Source organism: Rothia sp. HMSC08A08, from assembly GCF_001808385.1.
Taxonomy (GTDB): Bacteria; Actinomycetota; Actinomycetes; order Actinomycetales; family Micrococcaceae; genus Rothia; species Rothia dentocariosa.
Genome location: NZ_KV793071.1, coordinates 72,066 through 90,112 on the forward strand (window position 1 = coordinate 72,066; position 18,047 = coordinate 90,112).

The 18,047-nt window shown below is 52.9% G+C and carries 15 protein-coding genes and 1 pseudogene; 13 read left to right on the top strand and 3 right to left on the bottom strand.

Features of this window, described 5'->3' with window-relative positions:
- From HMPREF3164_RS05660 to nrdR, 11 genes and pseudogenes are all read left to right on the top strand, one after another.
- Window positions 1–1,221, top strand: coding sequence for a cell division protein FtsQ/DivIB (locus tag HMPREF3164_RS05660; protein ID WP_239664738.1), 1,221 nt, complete (start codon window positions 1–3; stop codon window positions 1,219–1,221).
- 209 nt (window positions 1,222–1,430) lie between these two features.
- Entirely contained in the window at window positions 1,431–2,642 is a 1,212-nt protein-coding gene (ftsZ, locus tag HMPREF3164_RS05665) for a cell division protein FtsZ (RefSeq protein WP_004004394.1), read from the top strand.
- A gap of 76 nt (window positions 2,643–2,718) precedes the next feature.
- On the top strand, window positions 2,719–3,552 hold the full coding sequence (locus HMPREF3164_RS05670) for a purine nucleoside phosphorylase YfiH/LACC1 family protein (RefSeq protein ID WP_141744108.1): 834 nt from the start codon (window positions 2,719–2,721) through the stop codon (window positions 3,550–3,552).
- Window positions 3,553–3,606: 54 nt separating this feature from the next.
- Entirely contained in the window at window positions 3,607–4,428 is an 822-nt protein-coding gene (locus HMPREF3164_RS05675; protein ID WP_070449491.1) for a YggS family pyridoxal phosphate-dependent enzyme, read from the top strand.
- Window positions 4,429–5,240: 812 nt separating this feature from the next.
- Window positions 5,241–5,552 (top strand): annotated as a pseudogene (locus HMPREF3164_RS11340) (cell division protein SepF); the annotation flags it as partial.
- 3 nt (window positions 5,553–5,555) lie between these two features.
- Entirely contained in the window at window positions 5,556–5,858 is a 303-nt protein-coding gene (locus HMPREF3164_RS05685) for a YggT family protein (protein ID WP_004004398.1), read from the top strand.
- A gap of 274 nt (window positions 5,859–6,132) precedes the next feature.
- Entirely contained in the window at window positions 6,133–6,717 is a 585-nt protein-coding gene (locus tag HMPREF3164_RS05690) for a DivIVA domain-containing protein (protein WP_013398846.1), read from the top strand.
- A 170-nt stretch (window positions 6,718–6,887) separates the two neighbouring features.
- Complete coding sequence (gene lspA / locus HMPREF3164_RS05695) at window positions 6,888–7,511, top strand: signal peptidase II (protein WP_070449493.1); 624 nt, start codon at window positions 6,888–6,890, stop codon at window positions 7,509–7,511.
- Between the two features lie 66 nt (window positions 7,512–7,577).
- Window positions 7,578–8,486: an RluA family pseudouridine synthase gene (locus HMPREF3164_RS05700; protein ID WP_239662029.1), complete on the top strand. Its 909-nt coding sequence runs from the start codon at window positions 7,578–7,580 to the stop codon at window positions 8,484–8,486.
- Window positions 8,487–8,542: 56 nt separating this feature from the next.
- On the top strand, window positions 8,543–12,085 hold the full coding sequence (gene dnaE, locus HMPREF3164_RS05705; protein ID WP_013398849.1) for a DNA polymerase III subunit alpha: 3,543 nt from the start codon (window positions 8,543–8,545) through the stop codon (window positions 12,083–12,085).
- A gap of 250 nt (window positions 12,086–12,335) precedes the next feature.
- Window positions 12,336–12,947, top strand: coding sequence for a transcriptional regulator NrdR (gene nrdR / locus HMPREF3164_RS05710; RefSeq protein WP_013398850.1), 612 nt, complete (start codon window positions 12,336–12,338; stop codon window positions 12,945–12,947).
- Window positions 12,948–13,058: 111 nt separating this feature from the next.
- On the opposite strand, the gene ppgK is transcribed toward nrdR, so the two are convergent.
- Together ppgK and map are read right to left on the bottom strand one after the other, a co-directional pair.
- Window positions 13,059–13,850 carry a polyphosphate--glucose phosphotransferase gene (gene ppgK, locus HMPREF3164_RS05715; RefSeq protein ID WP_204371168.1) on the bottom strand — a complete coding sequence of 264 codons (792 nt, stop codon included), beginning with the start codon at window positions 13,848–13,850 and terminating at the stop codon, window positions 13,059–13,061.
- Between the two features lie 123 nt (window positions 13,851–13,973).
- Entirely contained in the window at window positions 13,974–14,870 is an 897-nt protein-coding gene (gene map / locus HMPREF3164_RS05720; RefSeq protein WP_070449497.1) for a type I methionyl aminopeptidase, read from the bottom strand.
- A 255-nt stretch (window positions 14,871–15,125) separates the two neighbouring features.
- Here map and HMPREF3164_RS05725 point away from each other — a divergent pair, with 255 nt between their 5' ends.
- Window positions 15,126–15,320 (top strand): hypothetical protein, encoded by a 195-nt coding sequence (locus HMPREF3164_RS05725; RefSeq protein ID WP_004004406.1) that lies wholly within the window; start codon window positions 15,126–15,128, stop codon window positions 15,318–15,320.
- Between the two features lie 107 nt (window positions 15,321–15,427).
- Here the strand turns inward: HMPREF3164_RS05725 and panB are convergent, their stop codons facing one another.
- Window positions 15,428–16,351: a 3-methyl-2-oxobutanoate hydroxymethyltransferase gene (panB, locus tag HMPREF3164_RS05730; protein ID WP_070449499.1), complete on the bottom strand. Its 924-nt coding sequence runs from the start codon at window positions 16,349–16,351 to the stop codon at window positions 15,428–15,430.
- A gap of 331 nt (window positions 16,352–16,682) precedes the next feature.
- Here panB and HMPREF3164_RS05735 point away from each other — a divergent pair, with 331 nt between their 5' ends.
- Window positions 16,683–18,023 (top strand): glutamine synthetase family protein, encoded by a 1,341-nt coding sequence (locus tag HMPREF3164_RS05735; protein ID WP_004004410.1) that lies wholly within the window; start codon window positions 16,683–16,685, stop codon window positions 18,021–18,023.
- Window positions 18,024–18,047 lie beyond the last annotated feature (24 nt).

Sequence of the window (18,047 nt, forward strand, 5' to 3'; positions counted from 1 at the left end):
GTGGCTAAAGGACGTCAAGAGCGAAAACCGGGCACGGAAGCGTTCGCGACTTCACCGGTACGTACTCCGAAGTTACCGGTTGTTCGCGGCAAAAAGAAAGCTAAACCTGCTGAAGATACGTCAAAATCTTCTGACGGTGCGAGCCCTCAGAATCAGACGAATCCTGTTGAGCAAGAAACTCATACCGAAAATAAGAGCCAGACGGGTTCTTCCCGTGCAACGTATTCTGAGTCTTCAGAGCCCAAGGACCGTGATATACGTCTGGATGCAGGGGAATCTGAATCGGATGAGCTGGATTCACAATCGGCGAAATCTACGTCTAGTACCTTTGGCCGATGGCGTCGTGAACGTGAGAAGGAACGCCAAACCGAGATAGCGCGGGAACAGGAGATCCGCGAAGAGCAGGGGCGTATCGCCCAATTACGCGATGACCCCGGGCTCGACGGGCTTTTGGCAGAAGACCAAAGTAAGAGTCAGACTTCGAAGCGCCGACGTCCGCTCACTCGATTGCGGAAACTCCTTTACGGCTTTGGTGCGTTCATGCTTGCTGTGCTTCTATATATCGGTTTGGTCTTTTATTCTCCGCTGCTCTCTGTTCAGACTATTCGAGTTGAAGGCGCTTCGCTATTGGATAGCGTGCAGGTTGAGCAGAAACTGGAACCACTCAAGGGCACGCCGCTGACTCGTATTAATGATCAGAAGGTGCGTGAACTTATCGACCAGGAGCATGTACTGCGCGGCGTGCAGATTGAGGCGCATCCTCCGCATGAACTAGTTGTAACCCTCAAAGAGCGTACCCCTGTTGCCGTCATTCATCAGGACGGGAAATATGTGGTTGTTGATAGTGAGGGAATCAAACTTCGTGAAGTTGAGAATGCTGATGGAATCAATGTTCCGCTTGTCGATGTTGGACAGGAAGTTCCCCAGGATTCTGCGGCCTTCCGCACGGTTGCAAATGTGCTCTCTGCTTTGCCCTCATCAATCCTGACGCAGGTGAAGGAGGCACGGGCAAGCTCAACCTCAAATATTAACTTAACCTTGAAGGATGGGGTTGTCGTGCAGTGGGGTACAGCTGAAGAGAGTGACCTTAAAGCTAAGGTTTTAACTAAGCTGATGGAGGCGGTACGTGAGGACCAGTCAAAAACCGCACAACAAGGACGAGCCGCTAATAAAGTAAACACTTATGATGTTTCTTCGCCGCGTGTTCCGGTTACTCGTTAGCCTTTAACCTTATGGTTAAGCATCGGGTAAAAAGATAGATTTTTTATAAAAATCTATAAATAATGCACGTCAAATACCTCAGGCAACTAGGAACCTGGTGAAACTGTTGGTATCCTTGCAGATAAAGTCACTATGAGGTTAGGAAGACTAAGGTTCTACTTGAACCCTTGGGTTTTTCTAGAGATTTACACGAAATAATCGAGGGATAAATGGACGCTGGAACTCCCCAGAACTACTTGGCAGTCATCAAAGTCGTCGGTATCGGTGGCGGTGGCGTCAATGCAGTCAACCGCATGATCGAGGTTGGCCTGCGAGGCGTAGAATTCATCGCTATTAACACAGATGCTCAGGCACTTTTGATGTCTGACGCTGACGTCAAACTTGATGTTGGTCGTGAACTAACTCGCGGTCTCGGAGCGGGCGCAAACCCCGAGGTCGGTCGTCAGGCTGCTGAAGACCACGCCCAGGAAATCGAAGAGGTTATCAAGGGCGCAGACATGGTCTTCGTGACTGCAGGTGAAGGCGGCGGCACCGGTACCGGCGGTGCTCCCGTTGTAGCACGTATTGCACGCTCTTTAGGTGCCCTCACGATCGGCGTGGTAACTCGTCCCTTTACCTTTGAAGGTCGTCGCCGTTCGAACCAGGCGGAAACCGGCATTGCTGCACTTCGTGATGAAGTAGATACCCTCATTGTGATTCCGAACGATCGTTTGCTCTCTATCTCTGATCGCAACGTTTCGATGCTTGACGCCTTCAAATCGGCAGATCAGGTTCTTCTCTCCGGTGTGCAGGGTATTACCGACCTGATTACTACTCCGGGTCTGATCAACCTTGACTTTGCAGACGTTAAGTCTGTTATGCAGGGGGCTGGTTCGGCTCTGATGGGCATTGGCTCTGCCGCTGGTGAAGACCGCGCTGTTAAAGCCGCCGAGCTTGCTATCGCATCCCCACTTTTGGAAGCATCCATTGATGGGGCACACGGTGTACTCCTCTCCATTCAGGGCGGTTCCGATCTCGGTCTATTTGAGATCAATGAGGCTGCCCGCCTGGTCCAGGAAGTCGCACATCCTGACGCAAATATTATCTTCGGTGCTGTGATTGATGACGCCTTGGGTGATGAAGCACGTGTGACCGTTATTGCCGCTGGATTTGACGCCGTCAACCCTGAGACTAACACCAACGCTAACAGTTCAGCTTCGGCAAATGCTCAGGCGCAGCGTACCCAGCAGGCATTCGGCGGCTCTGCGCAGGCCGCTCCTGCAGCTCCCGCATCAACCGGATATGGTTTCGGCGGTGCGCAGAATGGTACTCAGCAGAATGATGTTCCTGCCGCAGCTGGCTTTGATGTTGATCTACCGCCCGTCGTGGAAGAATCCCCGGCACGGCGCGATACCCTCGATGTGCCCGACTTCTTGAAGTAAGTCGCACACATCCTTTTTAGACATAAGGGAGCCAAGGACATATACGTCCTGGCTCCTTTGTGTATGCTTTGACCTTATGACAGCAGAAAGAACCATGAGTACCCTCAACCCGTTTTACTCCACAGGAACTTATACCAGCGGCCCATATACCGTGCATATCGGATTTACTTCACGGTCGGCCGGTAATTTGGGGCTTCATGTTAATGCGGGCGAGCCCCATACCGCAACGCTGAAAAACCGTGCTGATGTACAAAGTCTCTGTGGTTCAGCTCCTTTCCTCTACCTCAATCAAGTACATGGTGCAGATATTGTATGCGCCGATCATATTCTGACTACTCAGATTTCTCCGAATGACGAGTGTGGGGCATATACGTTGAAACGTGCCGATCAATTACGCGAGCAGGCTCCGCAAGCAGATGCTGCCTACAGTACAACGGGTCAGCCTCTAGCTATTATGGTTGCTGACTGCATTCCACTCGTGTTCGTGGGAGAGAAATCTACCCCACATGACGTGCCCATTATTGCTGTGGCGCATGCAGGGCGTCCTGGGCTACTTGCAGGAGTTATTCAACGCACAGTTGCGACGATGCGAGAGCAGGGCGCAACACAGATTCACGCGTGGTTAGGGCCTAGTATATGCGGAAGCTGCTATGAGGTACCCGAAGATATGCGCGAACATGCGACACAGCAGATTCCCGAAACATACGCTCAGACAAGCCAAGGAACACCAGCTTTAGATTTGCCAGCGGGAGCGATTGCTCTCTTGAATAAGCTGAAGATAGAGGTTTCTACCGACTTGGCAGCCTGCACTTATGAAAGCACCAGCCTCTTTTCGCATCGAGGATTTATGAATCGAGGTGAAGCACCCGGACGTATCGCTGGGCTCGTATGGGTGACGAAACCTTCCTAAGATCTTAAAATCGAAGAAAAGCTGAGTATGAGGGTATATCGGTAAAGGGGACTGATGATGAGCGAAGAACAGACATTGACGTACACCTCGGAACGTGCGCAGCAGCTTGCGGATAACTACGCACGGGTTATGGCGCGCGTCCGTGATGCTGAAGCCGATACCAGTGGTGTGCGCACCGAGCATAGCCCTACAGTTCACCTTGTCACCGTGACCAAGTTTTTCCCTGCCTCTGATGTAGCAGCGCTTTACACCCAGGGGGTACGTATTTTTGGTGAGAACCGTGATCAAGAGGCGGCTCCTAAAGCTCGTGCTCTTCGAGCCATCGAAAAACCTGACGACCCCGCTTACTGGGCGTTTATTGGGCAGTTGCAAACAAATAAGGCAAAGTCCGTCGTAAAATATGCCCATCAGGTACAGTCCGTAGATCGTGCGTCTCTGATTGATTCTTTAGCAAAAGCCTATCGCAACCAAGTAGCTCGCTATGAGGCGGGGGAGCAGGACGCCCCAGGGGCTCTATCCCAAGGAGCTCTAGAATGTCTGATTCAGGTTTCGCTTGAAGCGCAGGCAACGGCCGGGCATGCATCGGAAGGGGCGCGTGGTGGAACGGACCAAGACGAGATTTTAGAGCTTGCTGAGCGTATCGAAGCTCAAGAAGAATTACGCTGTGGGGGTATTATGGCGGTGGCGCCACTGGGTGCGAACCCTGACGAATCCTTTGAAAAACTCTGGGAATTGGCGCAGGGTCTGCGCGCCGAGTTCCCGCATGCAGATCAGATTTCGGCGGGCATGAGTGCAGATTTAGAAGCCGCTATTCGCTGGGGGTCTACGTGTGTGCGGGTAGGAAGCGACATCATGGGGAAGCGAGATTACGCCTAGATTTTTACCAGGTTTTGTTGTGCAAGGTATGCAGCAGATGAGAAATACGCTGATAGGATTTTCAAGCGCTGGTAGAATATACACCTGTGAGGGCTGGTTGACGTCGTCTTTAAGAATATGCATCATCGTCAATAAAGCCCGTGGGAATACCCCCAAAATTCTCTGTGAACATATATAATCGGTGTCGAACCGACAGCATGTGCGGTGCTATTTCCCACGTTAGAATCTCAGGTATCGGTGGAGCGAATCTCCCGCATATATGTGAATGTACGACTGCGAAACGAGAGTAAAGAATGGCGAAACAAGGCGGTGGCAAACTTGCCAATAGCCTCGGTTCTTTCTTCGGCGTGACTCGTTATGGGTCGGAAACTGAAGAATTATCGGAAGGTATGCAGGATGTCCATAGTCATGATTCGACGGATGAGGCATCTATTCCTTCCACTGAAACTCCCGCTCCATCACCTGGAATCCGGCTGAATGCATTACCCACACCAGCATCTGCTAACCCTGATACCGCAGCTATGCCACAGGCAACGGGCGCTGCGGAGCCACTATCTGTAGAATCAGAAGCGATTACGGCATCGTCTGCTTATCAAACTTCAGCTCAGCGGCAAGAAACCAACCAGTTTGCCGCGACTTACACGCCAATCCCACACCGGGAACAGAAAACTAACCGAGAGGAATACCAGGTGCAAAATCACTACGAGACCGACGAGTACCCCTACCCTTCCTCCGGCTACGATCAAGTTCATGAGCTTGATGTGAACTCTTACGGCATTGACGAGGGTCTTGGTGCCGGATACCCCTACGAGGAAGATGAGGACGAATTGCGCCGCATTACAACAATCCACCCCCGCTCATACAACGACGCCAAAATTATTGGTGAAGCGTTTCGTGAGAATATTCCCGTGATTATGAATGTCGCTGAAATGAGCGATTCGGATGCTAAACGTCTTGTGGACTTTGCCTCCGGACTCGCATTCGGGCTCTCAGGTCGCATTGAACGTGTGACCGGGCAGGTATTCTTGCTAACCCCCGAAAACCTAGAGGTACTGGGGGCTGACACGACTCCGGCACCGGGCGCTTTTGAGGCTGAGGGCCCGTTTCCTTTTGACCAGGGGTAATGCATGGGGTACATCTTCGCCATCATTACCATAGCCCTGCACATTCTGTACATTGGGTTGCTCTTGCGGATGCTTCTGGACTGGGTGCGTGTCTTTGTGCCGGGGTGGCGTCCGCGAGGGATTGCCCTGCTGTGCGCCTCTGGAGTATATGCTCTGACGGACTGGCCTATGAACCAGCTTCGCAAGGTTGTACCGCCACTGCGTATTGGTAATTTCGCCCTTGATACTGGGTTTCTGATTCTGATTTTAGGCGTGGGACTTTTATTGTCAGTGATGACCTCTTTGACACTAACTTTTTCACGCTAAATAACAGTTATATTTCCTGGTCAAAGCATAAATTTTTCTGATATGCATAAAGATGTATGAAGCAATAACGGCGAGGCAGACTTTCCGTCAGGAAATACATTTACTATGATGGTAAGAGGTTCTCTGCGCCGAATTCCTGGAAAATCGGGTCTTGAAGTGTAGAGAAGAGTAGAATAATGGGCGGTACCCTAGCCAGCACCGTAAGTTTATTTAATAAATTTATGGGCATCCCAAAACCTATTCACAGATAACTTTATTCCAAAGGAGATAAGCTGTGGCTATCACCCCCGAAGATCTGATTAACAAGAGCTTCAAAATTGTGAGAAACGAATCCGGGTACGACCGCGATGAGGTTGATAATTACCTTGATGAGCTTGTTGTTGAGCTCCGCGCGCTGTACACCGAAAACGAATCCCTCAAGCGTAAGCTTGCAGCCGCCCAGTCTGGTTCGGCAACTCCGGCGACCAACAATACGTCTTCTTCGTCCGCAACGGCTAAGTCCGCTGCACAGGATAAGACCAGCACCCCAGCACCCGTTGCTGCTGGCGGCGCTCAGGATGCAGCAGGTCTGCTTGCCATGGCCCAGAAACTCCATGACGAATACGTCTCTCAGGGTGAAAAAACCCGTGCAGAACTCGTTGCTAAGGGTGAGAAAGAAGCTAAAGATCTGGTGGCAGCTGCACGTTCTCAGCGTGATGAGGTTCTTTCCAAGCTCACCGATGAGCGTGACAGTTTGGAAATCACCGTGGAATCCCTGCGTGGTTTTGAGTCGCGTTACCGTTCGAAGTTGCAGGAACACCTCACCTCTCAGCTTGAAGAGCTGAAGACTCTTAAGTCTTTTGAAGCAGATGCTCGCTAAGCTCTAAGCTTCGATACTTTTTTATAAACACCGTCCGCATCCGTGGCAAGAAGAACTTTGCTACTGGCTTTGCGGGCGGTTGTTTATACCTGGCTTAAGATAAGCTAGAGGAGGGCGAATTCAGGTGCAACATCCGCCGCCCCGCTTATTGCCCTTCACTGAGGAGATACATGGAATCTGAAGAGACCACTGCGTCTGCCGCTGGTTCAACAGCATCGCATAAATCTGTTACGCGCATACTCTCATCACGCGGCGCATGGGTAGTCGGGATTCTAACAGCTCTTACTATTTTTTTCATTGACCAGGGCACAAAACTTCTGGTGGTTACCAAGATGCAGATTGGGGAGCGCATCCCCGTGATCGATGGTCTTCTGTGGTGGTATTCCATCAGGAATTCTGGCGCTGCCTTTTCTCTCGGCGAGAATGCAACCTGGATATTTACGGTTATTATGGCGTTTGCCGCGGCAACCGTCCTTTACCTCTTCCGAAGGACGCGGGCTCTGAACTGGACCCTTGCCCTTGGAGGGCTGCTGGGCGGTGTTCTCGGAAACCTTTTTGATCGTCTTTTCCGTGAGCCAGGATTCGGTATGGGACACGTGGTGGACTTTATTTCGGTGCCTAACTTTGCCATCTTTAATATTGCCGATTCGGCGATCTGCGTTTGTATGGCTTTAATCGTACTGCTTAACTTCCGTGGCATAACGCTGCTTGGTACACGTGCTAAATCCTCTGCGAAGAAGGCTTCCGCACTATCTACCCACGTGAAAACTCAGAAGATCTCCGAAGGGGAATAATTGACCGATAATGTTGCGCCAGCAGGCATAACCGCCGAGTTCGATGTTTCTGAGGCTTTAGTAGGTATGCGATTGGACGCTGCTCTCGCCGGTGCCCTTGAGATACCGCGTACCCGCGCATCCAGCTGGATTCGCGACGGGCATGTGCGTGTGGTTCAGCGTGGAAATGAGCTGAAAATCGGTAAGTCGCATAAACTGTCCGCGGGCGAGACTGTGTTTGTGAATGCGCCTGCTCCGCGTGACCTTGCCGATATTCAGCCCGAAAAGGTAGATGGCTTCGGCATAGTCTATTGCGATGACGATATTGTGGTGGTCGATAAACCTGCTGGTGTTGCCGCGCATCCTTCTCACGGGTGGCATGGGCCTACTGTTCTTTCGGCTCTTCTGGGAGAAGGCGTTACCGTGGCTACCTCCGGGGCGGCGGAGCGTCAGGGGATTGTGCACCGGCTGGACGTCGGCACTAGCGGGCTTATGGTGGTGGCGCGCAGCGAGCGGGCATATACCGAGCTTAAACGTGCCTTTAAGGATCGTACCGTTGAGAAGGTATATCATACCCTGGTACAAGGACTGCCGGATCCTCTCATGGGGACTATTGATGCTCCTATCGGCAGGCACCCCGGACATGAATGGAAATTCGCCGTTATTGAGGATGGACGTTCTTCTATTACCTACTATGAAACTTTGGAATCTTTCGGGTCTGCCTCTCTTGTTGAGGTGCATTTAGAAACGGGACGGACTCACCAGATCCGTGTGCATTTCTCTTCATTACGGCACCCCTGTTGCGGCGACCTCACTTATGGAGCCGACCCCCGGTTTAGCGCCGAACTTGGTCTGACCCGGCAGTGGTTGCATGCACATCGCCTAGGCTTTACCCACCCGGGAACTGGAGAGCACATTAAGTTTGAGAGTCCCTACCCGCAGGATTTAGACTATGCACTTGAGGCGCTTCGCACCGGGAACATTACTAGAGCATAACTAAAACTCAGTCAGCACACTAAGAGACCAACAACCACAGCTAACGAGGAGAAAACGTGGCTAAGAAGGGCTTCGCGCATCTGCACGTGCATACCGAATATTCCATGCTGGACGGCGCTGCCCGCCTAGGCGACCTCTTTCAATACGCACGGGAACTCGGAATGGACTCTATGGCCACCAGCGATCACGGGTTCCTTTTCGGCGCGTTCGACTTTTGGCGTCAAGCGAAGGCCAATGACATTAAACCCATTATCGGTGTGGAAGCGTACCTGACTCCCGGAACCCACCGTACCGACCGTTCACGTGTGCGCTGGGGCGATGGCTCTCGCGACGATGTTTCCGGTGGTGGTGCATACACCCATATGACTATGTGGGCGGAAACCACCGAGGGCATGCACAATCTTTTCCGCGCATCATCTGTCGCCTCACTGGAAGGTCAGCTGTACAAGCCGCGTATGGACCGCGAAGTACTGCAAACCTACTCTAAAGGGCTCATCGCCACGACCGGATGTCCTTCCGGAGAAATTCAGACTCGTCTGCGCTTGGGTCAGTACCAAGAGGCAGTCGCAGCGGCAGCAGAATTCCGTGACATCTTTGGCAAAGATAACTTCTATTGCGAGGTCATGGATCACGGGCTTGATATCGAGCGTAATGTGCAAGCAGATCTGCACCGTCTGGCCAAAGAGCTTAACCTGCCGTTTGTCGCGACGAACGATCTGCACTACACTCGCCAAGAAGATCACACCGCGCACGCTGCACTTCTGTGCGTGCAGTCCGGTTCGACCCTGACCGACCCTAAACGCTTTAAATTCGATGCTGACAACTTCTACCTGCGCTCGCCGGAAGAGATGTATCAGATATTCGGCGATGTTCCGGGTGCCTGCGAAAACACTCTTGAAATCGCCGAACGATGCAACGTCGAGTTCAATACCAAAGCGAACTATATGCCAAACTTCCCTGTACCCGAGGGAGAGAACGAAGAATCCTGGTTCGTGAAGGAAGTTGAACGAGGACTGCACTACCGATTCCCCAATGGCGTGCCCGATAAGGTACGTGAACAAGCGGAATATGAGGTAGGCGTTATTACCTCCATGGGATTCCCCGGATACTTCCTGGTGGTGGCTGACTTTATCAACTGGGCAAAGAACAACGGTATCCGTGTGGGCCCAGGGCGTGGCTCCGGTGCAGGCTCGATGGTCGCCTACGCCATGCGTATTACCGATCTGAACCCGCTCAATCACGATCTGATTTTTGAGCGCTTCCTCAATCCCGACCGCGTGTCAATGCCCGACTTCGACGTGGACTTTGACGATCGCCGCCGTGCCGAAGTGATCGACTATGTGACCGAGAAATATGGCGAAGACAAAGTCGCACAGATCGTCACCTTCGGAACCATTAAAGCGAAGCAGGCGCTCAAAGATGCTTCTCGCGTGATGGATCAGCCCTACTCGGTAGGTGAGCGCCTCACGAAGGCGATGCCGCCGGACGTTATGGGTAAGAACATTGCACTTGCCAATGTGTATAACCCCGAAGATAAGCGCTACTCCGAAGCGGGCGATCTGCGTGCACTTATCGAGGACCCGGTCGATAAGATTTACGGCGAAGTCTTCGAGACCGCAAAAGGTCTGGAAGGTCTGAAACGTCAGTGGGGCGTGCACGCCGCGGGCGTTATCATGTCGAGCAAAAACCTGACTGACGTGATTCCCGTGATGCGCCGCGAGGCTGATGGGCAGGTTATTACCCAGTTTGATTACCCCACCTGTGAAGGTCTGGGTCTTATCAAAATGGACTTCTTGGGTCTTCGCAATTTGACGATTATTTCTGACGCACTAGATAACGTCAAGATGAACCGCGGCATAGAGATAGACCTCGAAAACCTAGAGGTTGATGACAAAGAGTCCTACCGCCTACTGGCGCGTGGTGACACCTTAGGCGTATTCCAGCTTGATGGCGGTCCGATGCGCAGCCTACTCAAACTCATGGAGCCTGAAGAGTTCGAGCATATTTCCGCTGTGCTTGCCCTGTACCGTCCTGGACCTATGGGTGCGAACTCACACACGAACTATGCCCTTCGTAAGAACGGTAAGCAAGAGATTCAGCCGATTCACCCCGAGCTTGAAGAGCCTCTTGCCGAGATTCTTGATACTACCTATGGCCTGATTGTGTATCAGGAGCAGGTGATGGCGATCGCCCAGAAGGTTGCAAATTATACGCTGGGTGAAGCGGATCTGCTGCGTCGCGCGATGGGTAAGAAGAAGAAAGCTGAGCTGGATAAACAATATGAGGCTTTCCACGATGGCATGATTTCTAACGGGTACTCGGAGGGCGCAGTTAAGGCCCTGTGGGATATTCTGCTTCCGTTTTCCGATTACGCATTCAACAAAGCCCATACTGCGGCATACGGTTTGGTATCGTACTGGACCGCCTATTTGAAGGCGCATTATCCGCAGGAATATATGGCGGCTCTGCTAACGAGTGTGGGCGATAACAAGGATAAGCTGGCTCTATACCTCAACGAATGCCGTGCCATGGGTATTACCGTGCTGCCCCCGGATGTGAACGAATCCACCCTGACTTTTGCGCCTGTGGGGAAGGATATCCGTTTCGGCATGGGCGCTATTCGTAACGTGGGCGCAAACGTGGTCGACGGCATGATTGCAGCCCGCGAAGAGAAGGGACACTTTGAGTCTTTCAACGACTTCCTGAAGAAAGTTCCGCTGGTTGTGTGTAATAAACGCACCATAGAATCGCTGATTAAGGCGGGTGCTTTCGACGAGCTGAAACATACTCGCCGTTCGCTTTCGCTGGTACACGAGTCGGCAGTGGACGCGGCGGTCTCCGTAAAGCGCAAAGAAGCAGCAGGCCAGTTTGACCTCTTCGGTTCCCTGGGCATGGATGATGCGCTCGGTGACGATCTTTCGGTGACAGTTCCAGATATTCCCGACTGGGAACGCCGCGAGAAATTGAATTTCGAACGTGAAATGCTGGGCCTGTACGTTTCCGATCATCCGCTGCGCGGTCTGGAACGTGCGCTTTCGGACGCGGCAACCGCATCTGTGCACGATATTATCGACGAGGACTCGCATATTCGCGACGGCGAAGTGGTAACGATCGCGGGCATGCTCACGAGCGTTTCGCGGCGTATTGCCAAGTCGAGCGGTAATCAGTATGCGTCGGTAGAGCTTGAGGACTCATCGGGTGCTACCCTGACCGTCATGTTCTTCTCCCGTGCATATGAGACGATGGGCAATGCCCTGGCGGATGACCTGATTTGTTCTATTAAGGGCCGTATTCAGCGGCGTGATGACGGTAGCGTGAATATGAGCGCTCAGGAAATGCAGATTCTTGAGCTGAGCGATGATGGTCGCGGCGCCCCGATTACGATTTCGGTGCCCGAGTACCATGTGACGGAGGACCGTCTCAAGGAACTGAAGGACGTTCTGCGTGATCATCGCGGGAATGTGGATGTCCGGATGCTCCTGCGCACTCGTGATAAAGAGCAGCTGGTCCTTCTGGATTCGAGTGTGCGAGTTGATCCCAATCCCAGCCTCTTTGGTGAGATTAAGACGATTTTCGGTCCCAGCTGCATTCGCAGGTAGGGGAGAAGCCCTCAATATCTAGCGGTATAGGTAAGGCTTATTCAGGAGGGATAATTCCCCTGGATAATCCTTACCGAACCGTTAGGTCAGCTCTTCAGAGATCTACACAGCGGGCTAATGCTGGGTGTTAAACCATCGTGGGCGTGGCTGGATGAACACAAGCCTCTGACGGTTCTCTTGACGGCATCTGTAAAATAAGAATGATGATGCTCGACGCGGGTGCTGCACAGTGCCCACCTGAGGAGACACCATGTATTGCCCGTACTGCAAACACACAGACTCTCGCGTAGTAGATTCGCGAACTACCGACGACGGTGCGGCCATCCGCCGCCGTCGTCAATGTACCGCGTGCAGTCGGCGTTTTACAACCGTTGAAACAACCACTATTTCCGTTATTAAACGCTCCGGCGTGACCGAGCCATTCGACCGTTCTAAGATTGCTGCCGGTGTGCGTAAAGCCTGCCAGGGGCGTCCGGTGGGCGAAGACGATTTGGCAAAACTCGCCCAAGAAGTCGAAGAACTTATTCGGGCCCGCGGACTCGCCGAAATTAACGCGCACGAAGTGGGACTCACCATCCTTGAACCGCTCTCCAAACTGGATGCTGTAGCCTATCTGCGCTTTGCCAGCGTTTACCAAGCGTTCGAGAACCTTGAAGACTTTGAATCTGCGATCGCTCTTCTGCGTGAGGACCGCGTGGGAGATGCCGAGCCTCCCGAGGACGCGGTAGCCTCTTCGGATAAAACTTCCCAAGACAAACGAAATAAAGACGCGAAGCCCGCGAAGAAAAATACCGCCAAAACTACCAAGGCTCGCTCCGGGAAATCAAACGAGAGCAACCCGCTTCAGGGTACATTCCTCTAAAACTTCAACAGCTACTCCTCGCGAGCAGATAGTATTTTGACGAGCAGATAGCAATCGGCTATCTGCTCGTCAAAATACTATCTGCTCGCGCTTTATGAAGTTTTACAGGCTTTAGAGTTCGCCGCGCCGCTGACGTTCGGAAGGCATTCCGCCAGCCCAAAGCGCAGCGCCCACGATGCCTGCATTATTGCGCAGAGTCGCCATCACCATAGGGGTGCGAATCTCGTCCTCGAAGTAGGGCATAAATTTTTCGGGGTTCTTTGAGATGCCTCCACCAATAATGAAAAGGTCGGGGGAGAACAACGCTTCAACATGCTGGAAATACCGGCGCAGACGCTTTTTAGCGTACTTCTTCCACGAAAGATCATGAACTTCGCGTGCTCGCGCGGATGCGCGGGATTCCGCATCATACCCGTCAATTTCAAGGTGTCCGAGTTCGGTGTTCGGCACCAAAACCCCGTTGTTAATCAGGGCGGAACCAATACCGGTTCCTAAAGTGATAACGGCGATGAGCCCCGTCTTGTCTCGTCCTTGCCCGTAGGTGGCTTCGGCAAGACCTGCGGCATCAGCATCATTAATGCCGTAAACAGTCCTTGAATCCAGAGCGTCGCTGATGAGCTGCTCAAGGTCGGTGTTAATCCAGGCGGGATCAACATTTGCAGCTGAGAAAACCACACCATTCTTCACGACGGCGGGGAAATCGACGCCGATAGCAGAATAAGGCTCTGGCGCTATCTCACGTGATTGAAGCTCATCAACAATCTGGCGTGCCACCTGTGCGATAGCCTGTGGGGTTGCTGGCTGCGGGGTGGGAATGCGAAAACGCTCGGACACCAGATTGCCGGTTCGCAGATCGACGATACCGCCTTTCATACCGGTACCGCCAATATCAATACCGATCATCAGGTCTTTGGGGGTGGGCGCCGGAACATCGACGTATTCTACCGAGTTTTCGACCGGAGGAATTGCAGCAGTAGTCTCGTTCATAGGTCTCTCTTTCGTCGTGTCTGTGTTACTGGGAGGAAACTAAGGCAGGGTGAGAACATCCACGCCGTCTGCTGTGACAACCATGGTGTGCTCAAATTGGGCGGTACGTTTGCGATCGCGGGTGACCACAGTCCAATCATCATCCCACAGATCCCATTCGATCGTGCCGAGGGTCAGCATGGGCTCGATGGTGAAGATCATGCCCTCTTTGATCTCCATATCATAGGCGGGAGCTGCATCGTAGTGAGGAATAATAAGGCCCGAGTGGAATTCGCGCCCCACACCGTGCCCGGTATAGTCACGCACTACACCGTATCCAAAACGCGCCGCGTATTTTTCAATCACGCGACCGATAACGTTGATTTGACGCCCCGGTTTAACCGCCTTCATCGCGCGGTTGAGGGCTTCTTCAGTACGTTCTACCAGCAGACGGGATTCTTCATCGACATTGCCCACCAACAAGGTTTTATTGGTGTCGCCGTGCATTCCATCAAGGTATGCGGTGACGTCAAGGTTCAGAATGTCGCCGTCCTCAAGTACCGTGGAGTCTGGAATGCCGTGGCAAATAACCTCATTCAGTGATGTGCATACCGATTTCGGGTAGCCGCGGTAATCCAGGGTGGAGGGGTAGGCACCGTGATCGCAAATATATTCGTGGATCAGCACATCGATCTGATCGGTTGTCGTGCCCGGGACGGCAATCTTTGCCGCCTCCATAATAGCGCCTGCAGCAACCTTACCCGCTGCACGTACTCTCTCAACCTCTTCAGGGGTGTACATATTTGAATCGTTGCCTTCATTGGGGGTTTTCTTCCCCACGTATTCGGGGCGAACAATATCTGCCGGTACAGTGCGTATGGGTGTAACAACTCCGGGGGTCAGGCACCCTGTGGGCGCGGTACCCGGTTCTGCGGGAAGATTATGAGAAGTATCCATAAAATTATCTTACCGGCAGAACACAGGTGTATCGCTAGGTACCCCATACAAAACCCGAACCTTTTTCCATATACGCAGAATATTTTTCATCATGCGCGCACAAGCTCTAAAACGGCTATAGAGTAGTCCACGAAAAATAGTGAAACGGTACACGAGGATGTAAAAGATGTGTAAATACGTTACTGTAAAGGACATAGAAAACCCGCATAGTTTTCTGCCACCAAAGCGCAAGCGTGGGCATGCTGAAGGAGAATAATGAGCATTACCGAAGACATCACCCCCGGTCCGCACCCTGTGCAATACTGGTACAACACCTTTACTGGGCAGGTAGAAGAAGGGCAGCAGAGTAAGATTACCCACCTGTGGGGTCCTTATGCGACACGCGAAGAGGCCGAAAAGGCCATGGAAACAGCGCAGAAGCGTAATGAAGAATGGGACAATCAGGACTAGCCGATTTCCGCGCAAATCTTAAGAGCCAGACTCACCGTGTGTGAGGCTGGCTCTTGTGCTTTGTAGATTTTCCGCTGCTCCCTAAGACGGCTTTTCTGAGAGGATTTCTACTCAAAAGTGTGTTCTTGGGCGGGGAACTCACCCGAGCGCACCTCGGCGCGGTAGGCACGTGCCGCATCCTCAAGAAGCGAACCGATCTGCGCAAATTGTTTGACGAACTTGGGGAGTTTACCCTCGCGCATTCCCATAGCGTCTTGCCAGACGAGAACCTGACCGGTAGTGACGTTACTTGCGCCGATACCGATAGTAGGGACTGCGCCCACCGCCTGATCAACGCGGCGCGCGGTCTCTGTAGTCACCATTTCGAGAAGCACGCAGAATGCGCCAGCTTCGGCGAGAGCGCGTGCATCCGCAACAACGGCATCGCTTTTTTCGCCGCGGCCCTGCACCCGGAAACCGCCGAGAGCATGCTCCGACTGCGGGGTGAAGCCGATGTGTGCGACAACTGGAATACCTGCACGAACTATGGCACGAACCCACTCGGTCATAGCGGCGTTGGCCTCGATTTTGATAGCGTGTGCCCCGCCTTCTTTCATGAGGCGCGCCGCCGATGCGACCGCTTGTGCGGGAGACTGCTCGTAACTGCCGAAGGGGAGATCGGCGACCACCATAGCACGGGATGCGCCGCGTGCTACCGAGGCTACGAGCGGAATCATCTCGTCAAGAGTAACGGTGAGGGTGGACTCATATCCGTAGACGACATTAGCGGCGGAGTCACCGATAAGAAGCATGTCGATTCCCGCGCGGTCAAAAATCTGGGCTGTTAAGAAGTCATAGCAGGTGAGCATTGAGAACTTTTCGCCCGCAGCTTTAGCTTGCGCGAGGTGGAGGGTACGCACTTTTTTCACCGCTTCAAGGCTGAAAGGCTTATCCCCGGTTCCTGTGGGGGTGGCACTCGTCGCGTTGTGCGGGTGCTGCGTAGATGTGGCAGACGCGGATGGTGCGTAAGGGGCGTTTTCATTCTCGCTCATGGGGTCTATTTTATCGTGGTTGCTCCGGTATTGCTGGGGAACGGTTCGCTGATAGATAACGCCTGACCCTGTGGCTGCGCCAATTCATCGAGAAGTCTAATGTCCTTTAGCGTGAACGAAACATACAACAGCTGAGCTAAGATGCTTACCTGACCCACAGAATTTACATAAACGAAACCTGAACATCGGGCGTTTGCGGGAAGAAACCGATAGTCTAGAAAGAGACATAAAACCGTGCCAGCGCACTCGCGTCTTGCGGCACCAACATATGCGTGAGCACGGCATCACTCACCGCCGAGTCAGCTACCGCCCGGAACACAGGGAGATATCTATGGACCGTCAACAGGAATTTGTACTGCGCACCATCGAAGAGCGCGACATTCGCTTTATTCGGCTGTGGTTTACCGACGTGGTGGGAACCCTCAAATCCGTGGCATTAGCCCCAGCTGAGGTTGAAAGTGCCTTCGAGGAAGGACTCGGCTTTGACGGTTCCTCTATTGAGGGTCTTTCGCGCGTGTACGAATCCGACATGCTGCTTCAGCCCGATCCCTCCACATTCCAGATATTGCCTTGGCGCGGGATTGAAGACCATACCTCCCGCATGTTCTGCGATATTCTTACACCTGATGGTGAGGCGAGCGCATCCGACACTCGCGGCGTACTCAAGCGAACCCTCAACAAAGCTGCTGAAATGGGATTCACTTGCTATACCTCGCCCGAAATTGAGTTTTATCTGCTCAAATCTGCTCAGCTGGGTGATGACGGTTTTCCGGTACCGGTAGACTATGAATCCTATTTTGATCACACTCCCGGCGGGATTGTACAGGATTTCCGTCGCAAGGCGGTGACCATGCTTGAAGAGGTTGGTATCTCGGTGGAGTTCAGCCACCATGAAACTGGTCCCGGGCAGAACGAGATCGACCTGCGCCATGCTGATGCCTTGCAGACCGCCGATAATGTGATGACGTTTCGTACCGTCATCAAAGAGGTTGCGTACACGCGGGATCTTTACGCAACGTTTATGCCTAAGCCTTTCACCAAATATGCTGGCAGCGGTATGCACACCCATTTCTCGCTTTTCGAGGGCGATACTAACGCGTTCTTTGAGGCCGGGGCTGAGTATCGTCTCTCAAAGACGGCACGGCACTTTATTGCCGGTGTGCTCAAGCATGCCCCGGAGTTTACCTCGGTCACCAATCAGTTCATCAACTCATACAAGCGGCTGTGGGGCGGTGGGGAAGCACCCAGCTACGTTTCATGGGGGCACAATAACAGGTCGGCGCTGGTGCGTGTACCGCTCTATAAGCCAAATAAGATGCAGGCGGCACGCATCGAATACCGCGGGCTTGATTCGGCCTCGAACCCTTACCTGGCATATGCGGTCATTCTCGCCGCAGGGCTCAAAGGTATTGAGCACGAGTATGAGCTCATGCCTGCCGTGACTGAAGACCTCGCCGCTATGACAACCGCAGAACGCCGCGCTATGGGCTACAACCCGCTGCCTGCTTCTCTGCGTGAGGCTATTAACCGTACCGAGGACTCCGAGTTTATGGCAGAGGCTCTAGGGGAGCAAGTTTTCGAACAATTCTTACGCAATAAACGCGCCGATTGGGAACAATACCAGGCGCAGGTCACTCCGTACGAGCTCAAGCATAATCTGGGTATTCTCTAGCGGATAGGCGAGTTTCGGGAGGGG